Raw genomic sequence first — 18828 nt, 5'->3', positions numbered from 1 at the left:
GCCTGGCTGCTTGCGAACCCTCCCATCACGCGCGGAGCCAGCGGTCGTACCAGCGGCGGACGCGCCGGAGCAGGTCGAGCTGGTGGGCGCGCTCGCCGATGCCGTGTGGCTCACGTGGATAGAGGACCATCTCGGTCGGGACCTGGTAGTGGCGCAGGGCGCGGTGGAAGCCGATGGCCTGGCTGACGGGTACGCGGGCGTCGTTTTCGCCATGCAGGATCAGAACAGGAGTCTTGACGCGGCTGGCGAAGGTGATCGGGCTCAACTCACGGTGGCGCTGCGCCTCCAATCCATCCCAGGGAGCGGTGCGGCCCAGTTCTTGCTCGAAGTCGGGCAGGTCGCTGGTCTGCACCATCAGGCCCCAGTCGGAGACGCCGGCCCCCATTATGGCGGCCTTGAAGCGGTCGCTCTGGGTAACGGCCCAGGCCGACATGAATCCTCCCTGGCTCCAGCCTCCGATGCCCAGGCGCTCGGGATCGGCGATGCCGCGCTCGATGGCGGCGTCGACGGCCGCCATGACGTCGCCGTAGTCGGCCCCTCCCACATCCCCCAGTGCGGCGGCAGCGAACTCCTCGCCGTGTCCGGACCCACCACGGGGATTGGGCATCAGGACGGCGTAGCCCGCCAGGGCCAGCCACTGCGCCCACTTGCCCCAGGAGAGGTTGAAGCCTGCCATCCAGCATCCATATGGTCCGCCATGCACCAGAACCACCGTGGGGAGTCGCTCCCCCTCGACGGCGGTTGGCGGCCTCAGCAAGAGGCCGTCCAGCTTCAGACCATCGGAGGCGGTCCAGTAAAAAGCTTCCTGCTGCACAAAGGAGATGCCCGCCAGCCCCGCGTTGTGCGTGGATAGCTGCCGCAGCTCTTTCAAGGGTTCTCCGGCGCCACCAATGCCTGCCCAGACCTCAGGCGGCTGGACGCTGCTGCCGCGCGCCATGGCCACAGCAACACGACCATCCTCCAGCTGGCGCACGTCCGCCGCGTCAAAGGCCGAATCCTCGCGCCGTGACTCTTCCTCGCTGGGAAAGATGCGGCTCAGCTCGCCGCTCTGTCCATCCAGCCGATACAGGTTGAGGGAGAGGCCCTCGACGGCGGCGATGGCGACCTGCTGCTGATGGTGCAGCGGGTACAGATAATAGATACAGTTGGTCTCGCCACCGGCCAGCCGCCGTGGTTCGCCTCCCTCGGCATCGACGCAGTAGACCACCATGGAGGACTGCGCTTTGCGCGTGGCGGAGCCGATGAAGAAGAGCACCTTGCCGTCCTCGGACCAGGTGAGGTTGTTGACCATACCGGACCAGCGGCAGACGACCTGCGGCTCTCCTCCGGCCACTGGAATGCGCTCAATGACGTGCTCGTGAGCCATCGATTCCAGCTCAGGGGTCTGCCAGGTGACGTACGCCAGCTCGGTCCCCCGGGGATGCCAGACGAAGTCGGCCACGTGCCGCTCCTGACTGACCAGCGTGGTGACCTCGTTGGAGGCCAGCGAGAGCAGGCGCAGCCGCGCGTACTGCAGCCGCTCGCCATAGACATTGGCGTCGTCGCGCTCTTTCTCGCGCCGCTCCTCCTCCTCGTCCGGCTCGTCGGCGCTGCTGAAGGCGATCTGCCCGCCACCCGGCGACCAGGCAAACTGCTTCACCTCTCGCTTGCTCTCCTTATCGCCCAACCGCCGCGCCTCGCCACCATCAATCGGCAGGAGGTACAATGCGGCAGTGCCCCGCTCGGCGCGATCCGAGAGGAAGGCCAGCTGGCGTCCATCGGGCGACCAGCGTGGACTGCTCTCCTTGCTCTCGCCACTGGTAAACTGCCGGGGCGGCGCGGAACCATCGATGGGGGCGACCCACAGCGCGCTGACGCCGTGCTCATCCTTCTTGCCACCTGTACTCACGACATACGCGACCCGGCTCCCATCAGCGGAAAGCTCGATCCCTCCCGGTCTGGCGATATCGACTACCTGCTCGGCGCTCAAATCAGACATATACACATCCTTATCTAGAATTGTTCATCCCTGGGATAGCTATTTTTCTCCTCTGAATAGCTATCTGCCGTCTCATCCTTGGGAGCGTTATTATACCGTTCCCCCTCAGCAAATCCACTATACGGCTGATTGCCGGTGTAGCTATTATACTGTTCAGCTCCGGTAGAACTAGTATTATACTGTCCGGCTCCTGGATAGCTATTATTATACTCGACCCCGGTGTAGCTATTGTTATATGGTCCCGCCCCCGCATAGCTGGCAGTATTGTTGGTCGTTCCCCGGATCAGCAGCAGCTTGAGCAGCAGAGGGACCACTGCCAGGCCGAGGCCAAGGATCAAGAAGATTATCCCCAGGCCCCCGAAGATCAGCGGGAGGAGCCAGAGGCTCACGAAATCGCTGACGCGCGCATCGGCCGGGGTCGCGGGATGGTAGCTCACCGTGACGTTGTCACCTGGATTATACGAGCTGGACGAGATTGAAGAGGTAAAGGTGATTTTCTGGCCCGCCTGCGTGGTAAAGGTAATGGTCGGCTTGCAGGTGCTGCCAGACGAGGCGATCGCGTCCGAGCTACTACTCGAATAGTGACACGACACGATCTGTCCGGTGGTTGAAACGGTGCCAACCATAAAACTCTGGTTGCTAAACCAGAACGCGGCACCGACGATAGTAAAGATCAGTCCTACAAAAAAGAAGATTATGCCAGCCAGCAGCGGATTCCCCCGCCGATAAGAACGTCTTCTAATTGAGAATTGCATCTGCTCGCTTCCTTCCCTGCCAGACCATCATGATCGGCATTACAGGCACTTATTTAGAGATCCCACTCTATAAAGACGCTGCGATCAGCTCTTTTTATTGCGCACCCAAAACGATAAAGCTACCCGCAGCGCTTATGAGTCCATTGTGTATTGGTGCAGTGCGGCCGCATAGCGGACGCACGGGCGGTGGCGCGCAAGTGCCCCTAACATGACGGAAGTCAAATACTCTCTAAAGCCTGCGCGCGGTAGTAATGCTGCATGGCCATAAGAGCAAGATGGGAGAAGTTTTTTGTCCGCTAAGAAGATAGAATGTCTTGCATATGATCAGAATTGGAAAGGAAACCATCATGAAATTTCTGCTTACCTCGGGTGGCATCAGCAACGACAGCATTCGCAACGCCCTGGTTGATCTGCTGGGCAAACCTATTTCCGAGTGCAGCGCCCTGTACATTCCCACCGCGCTGCACGCCAACACCAATGGTCCGACCATGATCGCCCGGCTGATCAGCGGAGATACCAAAACCCCTCCATTCTCCGAGGGATACGTCTCCATGTGCCATATGGGATGGAAGTCGTGGGGCGTGTTGGAGCTCGCCGCGCTGTCCAATATCGATAAAGAGCGCTGGCACCAGCGGGTCCGGGAGACGGACGCCCTGCTGGTGGAAGGCGGCGATCCCCTGTATCTGTGCTATTGGATGCGGCAATCCGGGCTGGCCGACCTCCTGCCGGAGCTTCCGCGCGAGATGGTTTATGTGGGACTGAGCGCAGGAAGCATGGTGATGGCCCCCAGCATCGGGGAGGACTTCGTCCGTTGGAGGCCACCCACCGGTGGCGATAGCACGCTGGGACTGGTTGATTTCGCGATATTTCCGCACCTGGATAATCCCGATCTGCCGGACAATTGCATGGCCAACGCTGAAGAATGGGCCGCGGGCATGCCGATGCCGTCTTACTTGATCGACGATCAGACCGCCATACAGGTGGTTGATGGCGTCGTCAACGTCATCTCCGAGGGCCAGTGGAAACGGTTTGTGCCCTAGAGCAAGTACATCCGCAAGTCGGCTTCCTCACTGGTTTGTTGACTGCGGATTTCGCTATAAGCGGCACATCGTAATGCCGTGTGGGATGAGGTCGGCCTTGTCGCTCTGGTCATTTCAGGTCTGAAGCGATCCCACATAGCGTTACGATGTGCCGCTTTTTTGGCGAGAACACGTCATAAGGTTGCCATGATCAGCGGGTTGCGCTACACTGAGCAAGAACCCACTTTCCATCTTTTTGATCATGCAATAAAGGATTTTTTATGTTTGAAGGCAAGAGGCGCGGCCTCCTCTTTCTCGTGTCCCCGGCGGACGCGCAGCCGCGGGAGATGCAGGCGCGCTGGCTACAGGCGCTCCCATCCCTGAAGCCGGCGACCCTGGACATAGCCAGCGCCGAGCAGGTCATGCTGGCGGGACAGGATACGCTGGCCCTCTGCGACGCGCGCACGGCCGCCCGCTGGCGCAAGAACTATCCCGACAATGTACGGCACCTCGCACTGCTTCAGGACAACATGACTATAAGCAATTACGTCGATTATGTGCTGGATGCCGGAGATCTCTTCCGGCAGGTGCAGGGCATCATCCTGGCCGAGCAGAGTCGCCGCCGCGTCATCAACGCCCAGAGCAGCGGCCGCCCACGCCACAGCTTCGACTACACAGCCACTGCCTATGTGCTGAGTGAAGACTATAAGAAGGTACTGATGATCCTGAAAGGGGATGGTCGCTGGTTCCCGCCGGGGGGGCATATCGATGAGGGCGAGTTTCCGCATGAGGCGGTGGCACGCGAGGTGTTTGAGGAGACCGGCTATCGCGTGCGCTTCATCCACCAGCCCGAGGGTGTGGGCACACGGCTGGGCGAGGCCGAGCTGCTCCCCGTTCCCTACCAGGTCCTGCTAGAGGATATCGATACCCACTACCACCACGACTTCATCTATCTCTGCCACCCCGAGGGCGAGCGCCAGCATGGGGCCGAGTTTGAGGGGCAGTGGATCGAGCTGACCAGGGTGCTGGAACTGCCCGCGCCCGACGATATCCACTTCACCATCCAGCACCTGCTTCGCCTGTTCACCTCCCACACCTGAAAATCCATACCATCGTTGGGCATCATCACATGCACCATCGGTAGCTGAATCCCGCAGTGGTTCAACTACCGATGTTTTTTTTTTATTTTTGATTAATACTTTTATCTTTTTTTATTGTATTATTACCCCAGATAAGTTTATGTTGGTGCATGGGGCGCATGCGCGCCTCATGCACCAACATAAAAAACCGATGCGGCCGCGTAGCGGACGCGCGGGCGGGGGCACTCACGAGCCCCACGCTGACGAGAGTCAGATACATTAGTAATGCCCTAGAAAAGAGATGCATCCCTATGCAACCTGCGGGCCCACTGCGCATCCACGTGGTCTTCAAGACCCACCTGGATGCGGGCTTTACCGAGCTGGCTGAAGCTGTCAGACAGCGCTACTTTACGTCGTTCTTTCCCCAGGCGCTGGAGACCGCGCGCCAGCTGCGTGAGCGTGGGGGGCCGGAAGGCTTTATCTGGACGACCGGCTCCTGGATTCTCTCCGAGTATCTGGCACAGGCGATGGCGTCGGAGCGTACAGGCATCGAGGAGGCCATCGCCATGGGAGACCTGGCCTGGCATGGTCTCCCCTTTACGCTGCATAGCGAGCTGCTGGATACTTCGCTGTTCGAGTATGGCCTGAGCATCTCACAGGAGCTGGATCGGCGCTTCGGCAAGACGACGGTGGCGAGCAAGATGAGCGATGTGCCGGGACATACGCGCGCGATCGTTCCTTTGCTGGCAGAGGCGGGCATCCAGTTCCTGCACATTGGCGTCAACGCGGCCTCTACGCCGCCCGACGTGCCCACCATCTTCAACTGGCACGCGCGCAGCGGACACGAGCTGCTGGTGATGTATCAACCCGGCTCCTATGGCGATCTGACGCTGGTACCGGGTACGCGGCTGGCGCTGGCCTTCGCCCATACGCAAGACAATATGGGACCGCAGACGGTCGAGCAGGTATTGGCTATCTTCGCCCAGCTGCGTGAGCGCTTTCCGCAGGCCGAGATCTTCGCATCCACGCTGGATGCCTTCGCGCTGGAGCTCCTTCCCTTCAGATCTCAGTTTCCAACGCTGAGCTGCGAGCTGGGTGATACCTGGATTCATGGCGTGGGCAGCGATCCGTTGAAGGTGGCCCAGTTCCGCGCCTTGAGCCGGCTGCGTCGGCGCTGGATGCGCGAGGGACGCCTGCGCGAGACGGATGCGTCCTATCAGCGGATGAGCAACGCGCTGCTGCAGATTCCCGAGCACACGTGGGGCCTGGACGAGAAGACCTACCTGGATGACTACGACCATTACCTGCCGGCCGATGTGCGCGCACTGCGGCAGGAGGCGCGCTGGCAGCTATTCGAGTCGTCGTGGCGCGAGCAGCGCAGTTATATCCAGGCGGCGGTCCAGGCCCTGGGTGACTCTAAGGAGGGACGCGAGGCGCGTCTGGAGCTGGCTCGTCTGCGGGCAAACCATCCCGATCCCACCGGCTTTCAGCGCGTGGACGATCCCACCGCGCTCCTGCAGACGCGCCACTTCGAGCTGGGCTTCGATGAGTACGGGTCCATCGCCTATCTGCGCCAGCGCTCGAACGATCGCGTCTGGGCGGCCTGGCCGCAGACGCTGGCCTGTTTCTGGTATGAGTTATTCTCACAGCATGACTACGAGCGCTTCTGGCAGCAGTACGTGGTCAACAAAGAAGAGACGTTTGACTGGTCATTCAAGGATTTTACCAAGCCGGGGATTGAGCATTCCATTGATCGACATCAATGTTGGCTCCCAAGGCTGTCCAAACTCTCCACGCGTCGCGCAGGGGACGCCAGCCATGTGCTGCTGGAACTGGAGATGCCCGCTGGGAGCTGGCAGGTATACGGGGCGCCGCGCACCCTCTCGCTCGAACTGCGCCTGCCCGATGCCGAGCCGATCATCGAGATGACGCTGCAGTGGTTTGACAAACAGGCCAATCGCCTGCCCGAGGCGCTCTGGTTCTCGTTCCAGCCCCGCGTCTATCCCGAGGGTATCTGGCACCTGCACAAGCTGGGGGACTGGATCTCGCCGCTAGAGGTCGTATCCAACGGAAATCGCACGCTGCACGCCGTCGACGAGCTGGGGGTGCGCTACAACGACGAACGAGGCTATCTCAGATTAGAGACGCTGGATGCGCCCCTGCTGGCCCCCGGCCAGCCCTCGCTCCTCAACTTCACCAATCGCAAACCCCTCATGGAGCAAGGCGTCCACTTCAATCTCTACAACAACATCTGGGGCACCAACTTCCCTATGTGGTATGAAGAAGATGCCCGCTTCCGCTTTACCCTACGCTTCGAGGAGTAAAATACAGAGCAGCAAAAAACAGGTGCCCAGCACCTGTTTTTTTGCTGCTCTGTTTAGCTGTCTTCAGGCGCAATCATTTGAGCAAGCGGGCATAAATATCAATTCTCCAATGCGCTCCAGAGGCTGAGCGCGATTGAGAAACCCGGCTCGCTTCGAGGGACGATAATACTGCGCGAAACGCAGGCACATATCTTTGTCGCGCTCATACGCCTCCGCCAGCAGAGCCCGCGCGCGCAGGCCCCCCTCGATGGTCGCGTAGTCATTGTATAGCAGCACCCCATGCTCAACGGAGCTCGAATCTAACACGTTCTGCACGGCCTGGCGTGCCTCGTCCAGGCTATCGGCCTGCAACACGATCATCGTCGTCTTAATGTTCAGGACGGGTATTAAATCCTCATCTCCCTCGATTGAGGCCAGGCTCATCTCCACTGACGTACGCACAAGCTCAAGAAGATCAGCATTGACATCTTCTAATTTAACCAGTTGTTCTCTCATTGACGTCGTCCTTTAATTCCTATGTGCTGTATACATCGGACAAGCTTCGTGTAATGTCCCATTTTACACCAACAGTCCATAGAAATACACACATTCCAGGTAACGAGGGCATCACAAACAGGAAATAAATATGTAGTCCGGCAATATATTACTGTCGAGAACGCATATTCCGTGCGAGGAAAACGTCCCCTCCTTGCCAACCCATTCATATTTACACGTTCCAACTCGCGTCCTGGATGAATAGATAGATAGAGGAAAATCTTCCTTCGGGTACATCCCGTTTACAAACCTTTTCGGTATCTCATCAATATATAAAACGAGATGCCGTTCAAAAAAATAACGCATCCTGGTTCATGACTCACCCAAATGGTGTGCTTTTATGCTTTCAAGCACCAGAGCACTATAATTCTGGTAGTGGGGAACTCGCGCTCGCACCTCAAAATGAGGGTTGAGCGCCCCCATTCGGGCGTCCGCACAACCTTTCGCATCTGCGGCGCTCAAGGGTTATTTATATAGTGATACATCGGCCGCGCATGCGGACGCCCGAACGGGGGCGCGCACGTGTCCTCAGTAAGAGGAGAGTAACATCTGCTTTGATATAAAAGGATGGAAAGTCAATGATGCTTCTTTTAACGTGGCTGGTGCGCTTTGTGCACGTGACGTGCGCGGTTGCCTGGATCGGCGGCTACGCGATGATCGTGCTGGTGATCATGCCGTACCTGCGCAGGTGGCCCGACGAACATCTGATCCGCATGACCATGCGGCTGCTGCGTACCATGAGCTATACGGGGACCGTGGCGCTGGTGGCGGGCGCCATTCTGATCGCGCTGACCCGTGGCTACGGGGCGATCCTGCGCGGAGAATGGGGCGCGCTAGTCATCGTGGGAACGGTAGTGGCGGTCACCCTGCTGGGTGTCGGAGATAGCGCGCTGCGCCCGGCCCTGCGCCGTCTCAAAGAGCCCGATAGCAAGGAGGCCCGCCGCATGCAGCTCTGGGCCACCATCGGTCTGGTGCTGGGGCTGATCGCCATCGCCGCCATGACCCGCGCCATCTATGCCGCTGGATAACGCCGGCCCTCATCAAATTCAAGCTCAGACGTTGGCGTCGGGCGCGGCCTGCCGCCACTGGCCCTCGAAGACGAATTCATCCAGGCTCTTGCGGCTACGAGGAGCCAACTCACGCTCGCGTAGAACAGGATGCAGGCTATCGGGAGAACCAGGGTAGCCGAGTGCGATCACAGAGACCGGGACGTATCCTTCAGGGATGTTCAACAGTTCGTGCGCCTTGTTGGTATCGAAACCACCCATCTGGTGCGTGACCAGGCCAAGAGAGACGGCCTGGATCACCAGGTTGCCAACAGCCATACCCAGGTCGTAGAGACTGTTTTGCTCCCGACCGGCAAAGTCGTACAGCTTAGCTACGGGCACCACCAGGACCGGCGCGGCCTGCGCCCATTTGGCGTTGTTTTCGTTCAGCGTCTCCAGGATGCGAGCATACTCTTCTGGATGCTCCCTGGTGGCGAAGATAAAGTTCCAGGGCTGCAGGTTGGAGGTCGAGGCGGCCCAGCGTGCAGCCTCAAACAGACTGTGCAGCTTTTCGGCTTCAACAGGACGATCGGCGAAAGCGCGTGGACTCCAACGCTCGCTGATCAATTCATGAATAGGATGGGCGGCAGGAGCGGGTTTGCGGCCAATAGCTCCAACGATAGATGACATGCAGTACTTCCTTTCGAAAACGCACATTGACGTCGCACTACAATAGCACAGGCATACAAATATTTGCTGAGCAACATCTCCATCCCTCGGCATCATTCTGATGCCCGGTCCGGGTTTATCGCTAAACGTCATCCATATAAACATGCGGTGAGCATGATTTATTCCCATCCATCTTATCCCGTGTTACTGTATCGAGGTAGTAAGCAGAAGCCTATCCGGAAAAAGATGCCGGTCGCAGGCCGTCCAGCAGGAGTTGGATTGAGGTTTCGGCCTGCAAGCCCCATGAGAATGCCTGCGTATCGACAAAGTGCAGCAGGGCCAGTCCTTCAAACAGCGCCGTGATGGTGACCGCCGTGGATTGCGCGTCGACCGGGCGAAACTCGCCGCGCGCGCTGCCGCGTTCGATCAGGCGCGCCAGCTCGTGCCGATACTGCCTGAAGTAGTCCTGCAAGAACTGGCGGATCTCGCTGTCGCGCCCGGCGAGCGAGTAGAACTCAAAGGAGATCGGCATCAGCTCGACCATCGACTGCATGGCGGCGGAAAGCTGACGTGTGAGCAACAGCAGCTGCTCGGACACCGGCTCCTCGCGCTCAAGCTCAACGAAGGCGCGCAGATGCTCCATCTCCTGCGTAAAGAAATACTTCAGGAGAGCAGCGATCAGCGCGTCCTTGTTTTTGTAGTACAGGTACAGGGTCCCCTTAGAGAGCCCGGCCTGGGCGGCGATATCATCCATGCGACTCTCAGCGAAACCCAGCCGGGCAAACACCGCGATCGCTGCCTGCAGGATCTGCTGCTTGCGCTCCTCACTCACATCGGGACGGGGAGACATACCTTATACCTCAACATTCTAGCCCATAGTTCACTATTGCGGACGAAACGCCACCCCGCGCAGACTCCGGCTGAGGGCGCGCAGCCCTTCGGGACTGCCATCGTAACTATATCCTATAACACGCATCAAAGCACGCAGCAGTCGGGGATGGTGCCGCCGGTACTCCTCTAGCAGCCGCAAGGTCTCCTCGCATGAGAGCATGCGCTGCTGCGGCACATAGCGCTGCCATCCAACCTGCACCTCCACGGCCGGCCGGGCCTGAATGTTACGGTACCAATCGCTCTTCACCCCATACCCCGCCATAACAATACATTCCCGTGTCAGCGGATCGTAGCGCACTACCTCCAGCACATTCTGCCGCCACAGCCCGCTCTTGCGTCCGATATGCGTAATCATCAACATACGATGTCCAAACAGCCATCCCAGATGCCAGCAATACAGATAGCGCGGCACCATAAAACCCAGGTATAACAGCCCCCTCGGCTTCGAGGGTATCTCAAGAGCCATGATCCTTCTCCCTTCTGCTGCTACAATAATAACTGACCGGTCAGTTATTATTGTAGCAAACACAACCTTTCCCCGTCAAGATTCCCCTTTCCACACGACAACGCCTTGTTTTTCCTATCCACATACGATATGCTTCATACAAACAATGGGATGCACACGACGATGGGTTGCGGGGAGATTATGCGCAATCGAGACGCCTCTTCTATTTATATTCTGCTGCGCGGTGCGCTGTCACTCTTCTATGCTCTGTTCCTCCCGGTCGAGCTGGTCTATCTGATCAAGGGCGCGGGCTTCGATCCGCTGCAGCTGGTGCTGGTGGGGACGCTGCGCCAGTCGATGAATTTTGTGTTTCAGATGCCGACTGGCATCCTGTCGGACATGTATAGCCGCCGCGCTACAGTGGTGATCGGCATCCTTATGATCGGGGCGGGCTACCTGCTGGAAGGGCTATTCCCCATACTGGCCGTTATCTTCTCCGCCCAGGTGTTCGTGGCGCTGGGCACGACGCTGATGAATGGCGCCGATACCGCCTGGATTACCGACGAGATCGGCGCGGAACACGTGGGACCCATCTACCTGCGCGCGGCCAGGATCGGCTCGCTCGTTTCGCTGCCGGGCATCGCGCTGAGCGCCCTGCTGGTCAATGTACGCCTCAATCTGCCGCTGGTGGTCAGTGGCGGTCTTATCATCGCGCTGGGCATCGTGCTGGCCTTCGTGATGCCCGAGCGCCGCTTTAAGCCCGTGCCCCGCCAGGAGCGTACGACGGTGCAGCAGGCGCGGCATACCCTGCTCACCGGACTGGGCCTGCTGCGCCTGCGACCGGTGCTGCTGACCGTGCTGGGCGTTACCGTGTTCGCTGGCGTGTTCAGCGCGGGCTTCAATCAGCTCTGGAACTACTACCTGATCCACTCGTTTGCCTTCCCGGCGTTGGGAGGCCTCACACCGGTCACCTGGTTCAGCGTGATTGAGGTCGGCATCGTGCTGACCAACTATTGTGGGCTGGCGCTGGTCAACCGCTTTCTTGACACGAACAGTCCACGCGCCGTGGTGATCGGCCTGCTGATCATCGATAGCTTCTCGGTCGTCAGCATCGTCGGATTCGCGCTGGCGCAGCAGTTCGCTCTGGCGCTGCTGCTGTTCTTCCTCTTCACCACCGCCAGCGCCCCCGGCCTGTCCCTGGGACAGCTCTGGATGAACCAGCACCTCGATAGCGGTGTGCGGGCGACCCTGCTCTCCATCCGCGAACAGGTGAACGCCCTCGCCCAGATCGGCGGGGGGCCACTGCTGGGGCTGATCGCCACGCAGATCAATACGCGCGCCGCCCTCGTCACATCCGGGCTCATCCTCATCCCGTCCCTCTTCCTCTACCTGCGCACCCTGCGCGACAAGCACCCACGACCCGATACCATCGATATATACCAATGCTAGCCTCATATATCTTCTACAGCGGAAAGCGCCTTTGTTAACCGGACCAGGGTGACTTCAACCAGGCAAGCCCCGGGGACGTGTACCATTTCCAGGGCTTGCCTGGTTGAAGTTTCTCGTTCCATTAAACTGTTGCCGGAAAGCCAGGAGTACCTTTTCCCGTCTCCAGATAGGATTTCAGACTCTGCAAGAAGTATTCCCAGGTTCTGCGCGTTGCTTCATATGGCTCATCAGCTTGAGCGAACCCATCATGGGAGAAAACAATCTTTGCCCTGTTGTGGACAGGCTCGAGTTGCCACGTGAAACTGGTCCCCGCCCAGTGGGGGGCACCTTGCCGAAGAATCCAGTATACTTTCTCGTCCTGATCCAGTTCAGCAACCTCAAGTTGGATGACAAACGCCCCCTGGCGAAAGCGAAATTCAGCAAGTGTGCCTACCTCTGCCCTGGCGTTCAGATCGGTGGTCCACCAGCGAGCTATTTCCTCAGGCTCCGTCAGGGCACCGAAAACGTTGTGCACGTCTGCCGCAATAGTGAGTTCCTTGATAATTGATGGCATCGTTATTCCTTTCTTTTCTATACTTAACCTATAGGTTAAGTATAGAAAAGAAAGGAAATGTTGTCAAGAAATCGTTTCGCCTCCAAACTTTTCTGTTCTGCCTGAATCGCGCTCTTTGAAGCCTCAACTGGCCAGTGCGTTATCATGAGGATTGGCAAACAGACTTTCCACCCCTCTTACAGCACGGGAACATTCGGCCCGCGCACGGTGTTTCATTTAGTGAAAGACAAGATAAGCTCATAAAAAGTCTCAAGACTTCTTTAATACTATAAGAAACGGAGAACGATAGATGGCACAGCTTGAAACGGCAACACTGGCGGGCGGTTGCTTCTGGTGTACAGAGGCGGTCTTTAAGCGCTTGCGGGGCATCGAAACGGTAAAGTCGGGGTACGCGGCCTCGAAGGTACCCAATCCTTCCTATGAGGCGGTCTGTACCGGGCGCACGGGCGCGGCTGAAGCCGTGCAGCTCACCTATGATCCAGATGTCATCCCTTTTGATAAGATCCTGGACATCTTCTGGCACATGCACGATCCAACGACCCTCAATCGCCAGGGCAACGACATCGGCACCCAGTACCGCTCAGGTATCTACTATCACGATGAGGAGCAGAAGCGCGTGGCGGAAGCCTCCAGGCAGGCGCTGGAGGCGGCTGGTACCTACAAACATCCGATCGTGACCGAGATCCTGCCCTTCACCAACTTCTACCCGGCCGAGTCCTATCACGACGAGTACTATGATCGCAACCGCAATCAGGGCTACTGCCGCCTGGTCATCGACCCCAAAGTGAACAAGCTGCTCAAAGAGTATCGGACGGATCTCAAACAGGGTGTTTGAGATCCGTGGGCGAGGCACCCTCGCCTACAGTGATCAAAAGGTTATACATAATAGATGCAGGTAGCGTCGCAGATCGACGCCACCTGCATCTATTATATATAGCCATACGGGTATATTCTCAGCGATGTGAAACGCGACCGTTAAAGCAGGCGTATATAGTAAGTAAGATATAACTACATGCTCACCACATCTTTCTGTATACGTTATTAAGCTGGACCCTTGCCAGTTTTTCTTTTCCCGTCTGATTGAACATAGAGTTTGCAAGGAAGCATCCCTCGGTCGGCGGGATTTTTATTATAGTATTAATGGAAAAAACCGTATGGATAATGAATCATCGTCTTCAATCAGGAGCCACGATGAGGAAGCGACGGGTGACCAGGGAAAACCGTTGTCTTCCCTGGCTCAGTCAGTCTGGGATATATTGTGGCTCCTATCACCCGATGGCCGGATGCAGGAGGCGGGCCATTGGTCCGCCTTTACGGGGCAGTCGGAGGCAGAGGCAGCGACCTTCGGCTGGCTGAACGCGCTCCACCCCGATGATCGCGCGCCCTTTGAGATCTGGTTGCGGACCGCGCTCCGCTATGGGGTGCGCGATGAGATAGAGTGCCGCCTGCAAAAAGCACATGCCGCCCATCGCCTGGTGCGGCTGCAGCTATTCCCCCAGATAGCGGAGGATCGCTCCTCCGTTACGTCCTGGCTGGTCTGTGGCGTCGATCTGTCTCAGGTGCAGCAACATCGGGTCTTTGGCGCCGAACACTACCGGCTAGCGATGGAAAGCGGCGGTATGGGCCTGTGGGACTGGGACCTGGTACGCAATCAATTGGTCTGGTCGGCCGAGTGCAAGGCACTGTTCGGACTCGCTCCTTCGACCCAGGTGAGCTACCCCTTTATGCTGCAATTGCTCCATCCCGCTGACCGCGATACGGTCAACCAGGCAGTGATGCAGACCCTGGAGCAGCAGACCGAGTTCAATATGGTCTTTCGCACCATCTGGCCGCGCGATGGCAGCGTGCATTGGATGACGAGCCGGGGCCGGGGGCTCTATGATATGGAGGGGAAACCGCTGCGCTTCATCGGGGTCATCTATGACATTACAGACCAGAAGCACGCCCAGGAGCAGAACGAGGCCACGCTCTACCAGGCCAGCCAGTTGATCGAGACCCTGCCAGATCCATTTGTACACCTGGACAGGAATTGGACGTACACATATGTCAATAACGCGGTGGAGAAGCTGATCGGGAAGCCGCGTGAGCAGATCCTGGGACGCACTATGTTCGATCTCTACCCGGAATCGGCCCAGCAGGATTTTGTCGTACAGTATCGCAAGGCCATGGAGACCCGGCAGCCGGTCGTGTTTAAGGCGTACTACCCGTCCGGCCAGCGCTGGTACGAGACGCGGGTCTATCCTGATAACGCAGGCGGCATCTCGGTATACAGCAACAATATCACGGAGCAGAAACAGGTTGAGGAGGCGCTGCAGGCAACCGAGACCAATTTCCGGAGTCTGATTGAAAGCAATCTGATCGGTATCGTGCATGTGCGCCTGGACGGCACTATCCTGGAGGCCAATCAGGCCTTCCTGTCCCTCATCGGCTATACACAGAATGATGTCGCCAGTGGGACCCTGAATTGGCGAACCTTCACCCCGCCGAACGAGCTCCAGTCCAGCCTGCAGGCTATCGAGGATTTGAAGCGGGCCGGCAGCTATAAGCCGTTTGAGAAAAGGTACCTGACACGCTCTGGCAAGCTGGTAACGGTCCTGATCGCCGGCGTCATGCTGGACAATCACAAAGATGAGTACATATCCTATATAGTGGACCTGACGGCGCAGAAAGAGCTGGAACAGCAGAAAGATGCCTTCATCGGAGTGGTAAGCCATGAGCTGCGTACGCCGCTGACGGCCATCAAAGGCAATATTCAGCTGGTCCGGCGCCAGCTGCGCTCGATCACCAATAACCAGCACCTCTCGCCCGACAAGGCCAACAAGATCATTGCCACGGCTGAAGAACGCATCGAGCGTGCGCTCCACCAGATCGAGATGCAGAACCGCCTGATCAACGATCTGCTGGACGTCTCGCGCATCGCCGCCAATAAACTGGAGCTGGCACCGCAGCTCTGTGACCTGAAGCAGTTGACCATAGCCAGTGTAGAGGATGTACGTGCAACAGCGGCCATGCGCGCGATCCACCTGCGGCTCCCCGATCAGGAATCCATACTGGTGCTGGCCGATCCCGATCGCATCGGGCAGGTTATCTCAAACTATCTAACCAACGCCATCAAGTATTCTGATCCCAAAGAGCCTGTCACGGTCGGCATCGAGCTCAAATCCAACCGGGTGCGCGTCTGGGTTGAAGACCATGGTCCTGGCCTGAATGAAGAGGCTCAGAAGCGCATCTGGGATCGCTTCTATCAGGCCAAAGGCGTCCAGGTGCGCAGCGGCTCGGGAGCTGGCCTGGGACTGGGACTGCACATCTGCCACACACTGATCAAGCGCCACGGGGGAGACCTGGGCGTCAATAGCATCCTCGGTCAGGGCTCCACCTTCTGGTTCGCCCTCCCCCTCGAAATGTAATTTTAGTATTGTTCAGGAGTCAGGCAACACAACAGGGAGGTGCGAATGCACCTCCCTGTTGTGTTGCCTGATTCCTGAACAATACGCATTAGACGAAACGGATGTGGTACTCTTTGAGCCAGGTCTCCAGCTGGATGAGGCGTTCGAGCGGCCCGATGCCAAAATCCTGCCCCAACACCGGATTATCCTTGTTGGCGAAGGCCCGATAGGTGTCGACGTTGATGTAGGGGCGCACGGCGGCGTTGGGATCGTTGAGGATCTGCAGCGCCCAGTCGCAGACACCCTTGATATAACTGGGATGCTGGGACGAGGGATAGGCGCTCTTGCGACGCATGCGGGCATCATCAGGCAAGATACCCTGCAGGGCGCGCCGCAGAATTCCCTTCTCGATGTTGTCGACGGTCTTCATCTGCCAGGGGATGTTCCAGACGTATTCGACCAGCCGGTAATCGCAGAAGGGGACGCGTACCTCGAAGCCGACGGCCATGCTCATGCGGTCCTTGCGATCCAGCAGGAGGGGCAGCCAGCGCGTCAGGCCCATGTACATGATCTCGCGCCGCCTGGCCTCCTCGGCATCCTCCCCCTCCAGGCGCGGCACCTCGGCCAGGGCCTCCTGGTAGCGGCGCGCGATATACTCAAACGGGCTGACCTTCTGCATGACCTCTTCCGAGAGCAGTCGGGGCGGCGAGCTCAAGCTCCTCCTGCGTCTCATCATAGCGAGCCAGGGAAAGGTGTTGATGTTGAGGATCTCTTCGTAGTGGTACCAGGGGTAACCACCGAAGACCTCGTCGGCCGATTCACCGGAGAGGGCCACCGTCGCCTGCTCCTTCATGGCTTTGAAGATCAGGTAGAGCGAGGTCTCGATCTGCCCCATGGCGGGCACGTCGTGGGCGTAGAGCGGGACCAGCAGGTTCTCCAGCAGTTCAGGGGTGTCAACGGTGACCGTGTGGTGGCGGGTCATAGCGTGCTCGGCCACGCGCGTCACCCAGGGCGCATCCAGGCTGGGGCGCATATCGTTGCCGGTGAAATACTCGTCGCTCTCGACAAAATCGATCGAGTAGGTCTCAAGCTGCCGGCCCTCGCGCCTGAACTCCTCGGCCGCCAGCGCGGTCAGCCCGCTGGAATCCAGGCCGCCCGAGAGCATCGAAACCACGGGAACGTCGGCGATCAGCTGCCGCTTCACGGTATCCTTGAGCAGGTCCCGGATGCGCTGTGTGGTGGTCTCGACGTCATCGGGATGGGGCGCGCTGCGCAGCGACCAGTACTGGTTGACGCGGGTACGCTCGCGTTCAAAGATCAGTTGATAGCCCGGCCGCACCTCGTGGACATCGTGGAAGTAGCCGAAACCTGGCGTGCGAATGATGCTGGCGCCCAGGATGTCGGCCATTCCGTCGCGATCGACCTCCGGCTGCACACGCGGATGGGCCAGCAGAGCCTTGAGCTCGGAGCCAAAGATGACCGCGCTGCCGCGCTGCGCGTAGAACAGCGGCTTCACACCCAGGTGATCGCGGGCCAGCAGCAGGCGCTGCCGCTGCTCGTCCCATAGGGCGAAGGCGAAGATGCCGTTCAGGCGGCGCGTGAAGTCCTCGCCCCACTCCACATAAGCATGCAGGATCACCTCGGTATCCGATTTCGTGCTAAAGGTATGGCCGCGCGTCTCCAGTTCGCCGCGCAGCTCACGAAAGTTATATATCTCTCCATTATACGTAATCGCGTATGTATGCGAGCCCGAGGTATACGCCATCGGCTGCGCGCCTCCGGCGGGATCGATGACCATCAAACGCCGATGGGCAAAGGCCACGCGCGGCGTGAGCCAGATCCCTTTGGCGTCGGGTCCTCGATAGCGCATCGTCGCGGCCATCGTTTCAAGGATTGCGCCCTGCCGGGTGACATCTTCCTCCCAATCGATCCAGCCTGTAATTCCGCACATAAGGCTACCTACCTTTCATCCTTTTCTCCCTCGCTCCGCCGCATGGTCTTTTACTTTTTTAAGAACGTGTCTTACACCCATGATCATCGCCTGCGGCACTCCTGAGCTTTCGCACCTCCGGTGCTCACGAGTCCGTTGTGTGTTGGTGCAGCTATGAGTCATCCCAAACTTTTGAAAAAGTTCCCAAAACCGGGTGCAGGGCTCGCCGCCCTCCTGCACCTCCCAGCTTTATTGTATCTCACCCGCGACGGATCTGGAGCGCGATACGGTCCAGTTCTTCGCGCGAGGGCCTGACGCTCCAATCGGCGTCAAGCGTAAACGAGTCGCCTTTGAAGCGTGGGAAGACGTGCATGTGGACGTGAAAGATCTCCTGGAAGGCAGCCTCCCCATCAGCCAGGAAAAGGTTGACGCCCTCACAACGCAGACGCGACTGGCGCAGTGCTCGCGCCAGTCGCGTACTGATGGTAAAGAGGTGAGCCCCGGTCTCCTCATCCATATCGGCCAGGTAGGCCGCGTGCTGATTGGGGATCACCAGCAAATGGCCTGGATTAACGGGGCCGATCGTCAGAAAGGCCGTCACGACCTCATCTTGATACACCACACTGGCAGGCTCCTTCTCAGCCACTATCGCACAAAAAAGACACTCCTCCGTCATCTAGACCTTCCGTTCATTTATCGTCTATGCCTTCATTTCTCTCTAAATCTGCATCAGCCATATAAATATAGTATCACGCCAGTGGGGCCCAATTTCAACAAAAGCAAAAAAGAATTTGATACGACAGAACCGGCGGGTGCAAATGCACCCACCG

General features: G+C 58.4%; 16 protein-coding genes. 7 read left to right on the top strand and 9 right to left on the bottom strand.

What is annotated here, in order from left to right:
• Window positions 1-25: 25 nt before the first annotated feature.
• Both KTT_RS23095 and KTT_RS23090 read right to left on the bottom strand, forming a co-directional pair.
• Complete coding sequence (locus tag KTT_RS23095) at window positions 26-1978, bottom strand: S9 family peptidase (protein WP_126598670.1); 1953 nt, start codon at window positions 1976-1978, stop codon at window positions 26-28.
• 14 nt (window positions 1979-1992) lie between these two features.
• Window positions 1993-2733 carry a DUF3592 domain-containing protein gene (locus tag KTT_RS23090; RefSeq protein ID WP_126598668.1) on the bottom strand — a complete coding sequence of 247 codons (741 nt, stop codon included), beginning with the start codon at window positions 2731-2733 and terminating at the stop codon, window positions 1993-1995.
• 347 nt (window positions 2734-3080) lie between these two features.
• Between KTT_RS23090 and KTT_RS23085 the strand changes: the two genes are divergently transcribed.
• From KTT_RS23085 to KTT_RS23075, 3 genes are all read left to right on the top strand, one after another.
• Complete coding sequence (locus KTT_RS23085) at window positions 3081-3773, top strand: Type 1 glutamine amidotransferase-like domain-containing protein (RefSeq protein ID WP_126598666.1); 693 nt, start codon at window positions 3081-3083, stop codon at window positions 3771-3773.
• Between the two features lie 260 nt (window positions 3774-4033).
• Window positions 4034-4852, top strand: a complete 819-nt coding sequence (locus tag KTT_RS23080) for an NUDIX hydrolase (protein WP_126598664.1) — start codon at window positions 4034-4036, stop codon at window positions 4850-4852.
• Between the two features lie 290 nt (window positions 4853-5142).
• Entirely contained in the window at window positions 5143-7155 is a 2013-nt protein-coding gene (locus tag KTT_RS23075; RefSeq protein WP_160146066.1) for a DUF5054 domain-containing protein, read from the top strand.
• A 63-nt stretch (window positions 7156-7218) separates the two neighbouring features.
• Here the strand turns inward: KTT_RS23075 and KTT_RS23070 are convergent, their stop codons facing one another.
• The gene (locus tag KTT_RS23070; protein ID WP_126598660.1) at window positions 7219-7650 is read right to left on the bottom strand and encodes a hypothetical protein; all 432 of its coding nucleotides are present in this window, start codon (window positions 7648-7650) and stop codon (window positions 7219-7221) included.
• 617 nt (window positions 7651-8267) lie between these two features.
• On the opposite strand from KTT_RS23070, the gene KTT_RS23065 reads away from it, so the two are divergent.
• Window positions 8268-8717 (top strand): hypothetical protein, encoded by a 450-nt coding sequence (locus KTT_RS23065; RefSeq protein ID WP_126598658.1) that lies wholly within the window; start codon window positions 8268-8270, stop codon window positions 8715-8717.
• A gap of 24 nt (window positions 8718-8741) precedes the next feature.
• Here KTT_RS23065 and KTT_RS23060 read toward each other — a convergent pair whose 3' ends face one another.
• From KTT_RS23060 to KTT_RS23050, 3 genes are all read right to left on the bottom strand, one after another.
• Window positions 8742-9365, bottom strand: coding sequence for a nitroreductase family protein (locus KTT_RS23060; RefSeq protein ID WP_126598656.1), 624 nt, complete (start codon window positions 9363-9365; stop codon window positions 8742-8744).
• A gap of 211 nt (window positions 9366-9576) precedes the next feature.
• Window positions 9577-10194 (bottom strand): TetR/AcrR family transcriptional regulator, encoded by a 618-nt coding sequence (locus KTT_RS23055; RefSeq protein WP_126598654.1) that lies wholly within the window; start codon window positions 10192-10194, stop codon window positions 9577-9579.
• A gap of 33 nt (window positions 10195-10227) precedes the next feature.
• Complete coding sequence (locus tag KTT_RS23050; protein ID WP_126598652.1) at window positions 10228-10701, bottom strand: nitroreductase family deazaflavin-dependent oxidoreductase; 474 nt, start codon at window positions 10699-10701, stop codon at window positions 10228-10230.
• A gap of 180 nt (window positions 10702-10881) precedes the next feature.
• Here KTT_RS23050 and KTT_RS23045 point away from each other — a divergent pair, with 180 nt between their 5' ends.
• The gene (locus KTT_RS23045) at window positions 10882-12129 is read left to right on the top strand and encodes an MFS transporter (protein ID WP_160146065.1); all 1248 of its coding nucleotides are present in this window, start codon (window positions 10882-10884) and stop codon (window positions 12127-12129) included.
• 121 nt (window positions 12130-12250) lie between these two features.
• Here KTT_RS23045 and KTT_RS23040 read toward each other — a convergent pair whose 3' ends face one another.
• On the bottom strand, window positions 12251-12682 hold the full coding sequence (locus KTT_RS23040) for an SRPBCC family protein (RefSeq protein ID WP_126598648.1): 432 nt from the start codon (window positions 12680-12682) through the stop codon (window positions 12251-12253).
• A gap of 289 nt (window positions 12683-12971) precedes the next feature.
• Between KTT_RS23040 and msrA the strand changes: the two genes are divergently transcribed.
• Window positions 12972-13517, top strand: a complete 546-nt coding sequence (gene msrA, locus KTT_RS23035; RefSeq protein ID WP_126598646.1) for a peptide-methionine (S)-S-oxide reductase MsrA — start codon at window positions 12972-12974, stop codon at window positions 13515-13517.
• A gap of 319 nt (window positions 13518-13836) precedes the next feature.
• Window positions 13837-16089: a PAS domain S-box protein gene (locus KTT_RS23030; protein WP_126598644.1), complete on the top strand. Its 2253-nt coding sequence runs from the start codon at window positions 13837-13839 to the stop codon at window positions 16087-16089.
• Window positions 16090-16177: 88 nt separating this feature from the next.
• Here KTT_RS23030 and asnB read toward each other — a convergent pair whose 3' ends face one another.
• Window positions 16178-18019: an asparagine synthase (glutamine-hydrolyzing) gene (gene asnB, locus KTT_RS23025; RefSeq protein WP_126598642.1), complete on the bottom strand. Its 1842-nt coding sequence runs from the start codon at window positions 18017-18019 to the stop codon at window positions 16178-16180.
• Between the two features lie 238 nt (window positions 18020-18257).
• A complete protein-coding gene (locus KTT_RS23020; protein ID WP_126598640.1) occupies window positions 18258-18674 on the bottom strand; it encodes an HIT family protein in 417 nt (138 codons plus the stop codon).
• Window positions 18675-18828: the final 154 nt, after the last annotated feature.

This window comes from Dictyobacter aurantiacus (assembly GCF_003967515.1).
Taxonomy (GTDB): domain Bacteria; phylum Chloroflexota; class Ktedonobacteria; order Ktedonobacterales; family Ktedonobacteraceae; genus Dictyobacter; species Dictyobacter aurantiacus.
Note: the sequence above shows the minus strand (reverse complement) of the source record. Positions and strands in the feature narration are given on the sequence as shown.

Coding starts and splice junctions, on each gene's coding strand:
- KTT_RS23095 (WP_126598670.1), bottom strand. CDS start 1,978: ATGTCTGATTTGAGCGCCGAGCAGGTAGTCGATATCGCCAGACCGGGA.
- KTT_RS23090 (WP_126598668.1), bottom strand. CDS start 2,733: ATGCAATTCTCAATTAGAAGACGTTCTTATCGGCGGGGGAATCCGCTG.
- KTT_RS23085 (WP_126598666.1), top strand. CDS start 3,081: ATGAAATTTCTGCTTACCTCGGGTGGCATCAGCAACGACAGCATTCGC.
- KTT_RS23080 (WP_126598664.1), top strand. CDS start 4,034: ATGTTTGAAGGCAAGAGGCGCGGCCTCCTCTTTCTCGTGTCCCCGGCG.
- KTT_RS23075 (WP_160146066.1), top strand. CDS start 5,143: ATGCAACCTGCGGGCCCACTGCGCATCCACGTGGTCTTCAAGACCCAC.
- KTT_RS23070 (WP_126598660.1), bottom strand. CDS start 7,650: ATGAGAGAACAACTGGTTAAATTAGAAGATGTCAATGCTGATCTTCTT.
- KTT_RS23065 (WP_126598658.1), top strand. CDS start 8,268: ATGATGCTTCTTTTAACGTGGCTGGTGCGCTTTGTGCACGTGACGTGC.
- KTT_RS23060 (WP_126598656.1), bottom strand. CDS start 9,365: ATGTCATCTATCGTTGGAGCTATTGGCCGCAAACCCGCTCCTGCCGCC.
- KTT_RS23055 (WP_126598654.1), bottom strand. CDS start 10,194: ATGTCTCCCCGTCCCGATGTGAGTGAGGAGCGCAAGCAGCAGATCCTG.
- KTT_RS23050 (WP_126598652.1), bottom strand. CDS start 10,701: ATGGCTCTTGAGATACCCTCGAAGCCGAGGGGGCTGTTATACCTGGGT.
- KTT_RS23045 (WP_160146065.1), top strand. CDS start 10,882: ATGCGCAATCGAGACGCCTCTTCTATTTATATTCTGCTGCGCGGTGCG.
- KTT_RS23040 (WP_126598648.1), bottom strand. CDS start 12,682: ATGCCATCAATTATCAAGGAACTCACTATTGCGGCAGACGTGCACAAC.
- msrA (WP_126598646.1), top strand. CDS start 12,972: ATGGCACAGCTTGAAACGGCAACACTGGCGGGCGGTTGCTTCTGGTGT.
- KTT_RS23030 (WP_126598644.1), top strand. CDS start 13,837: ATGGATAATGAATCATCGTCTTCAATCAGGAGCCACGATGAGGAAGCG.
- asnB (WP_126598642.1), bottom strand. CDS start 18,019: ATGTGCGGAATTACAGGCTGGATCGATTGGGAGGAAGATGTCACCCGG.
- KTT_RS23020 (WP_126598640.1), bottom strand. CDS start 18,674: ATGACGGAGGAGTGTCTTTTTTGTGCGATAGTGGCTGAGAAGGAGCCT.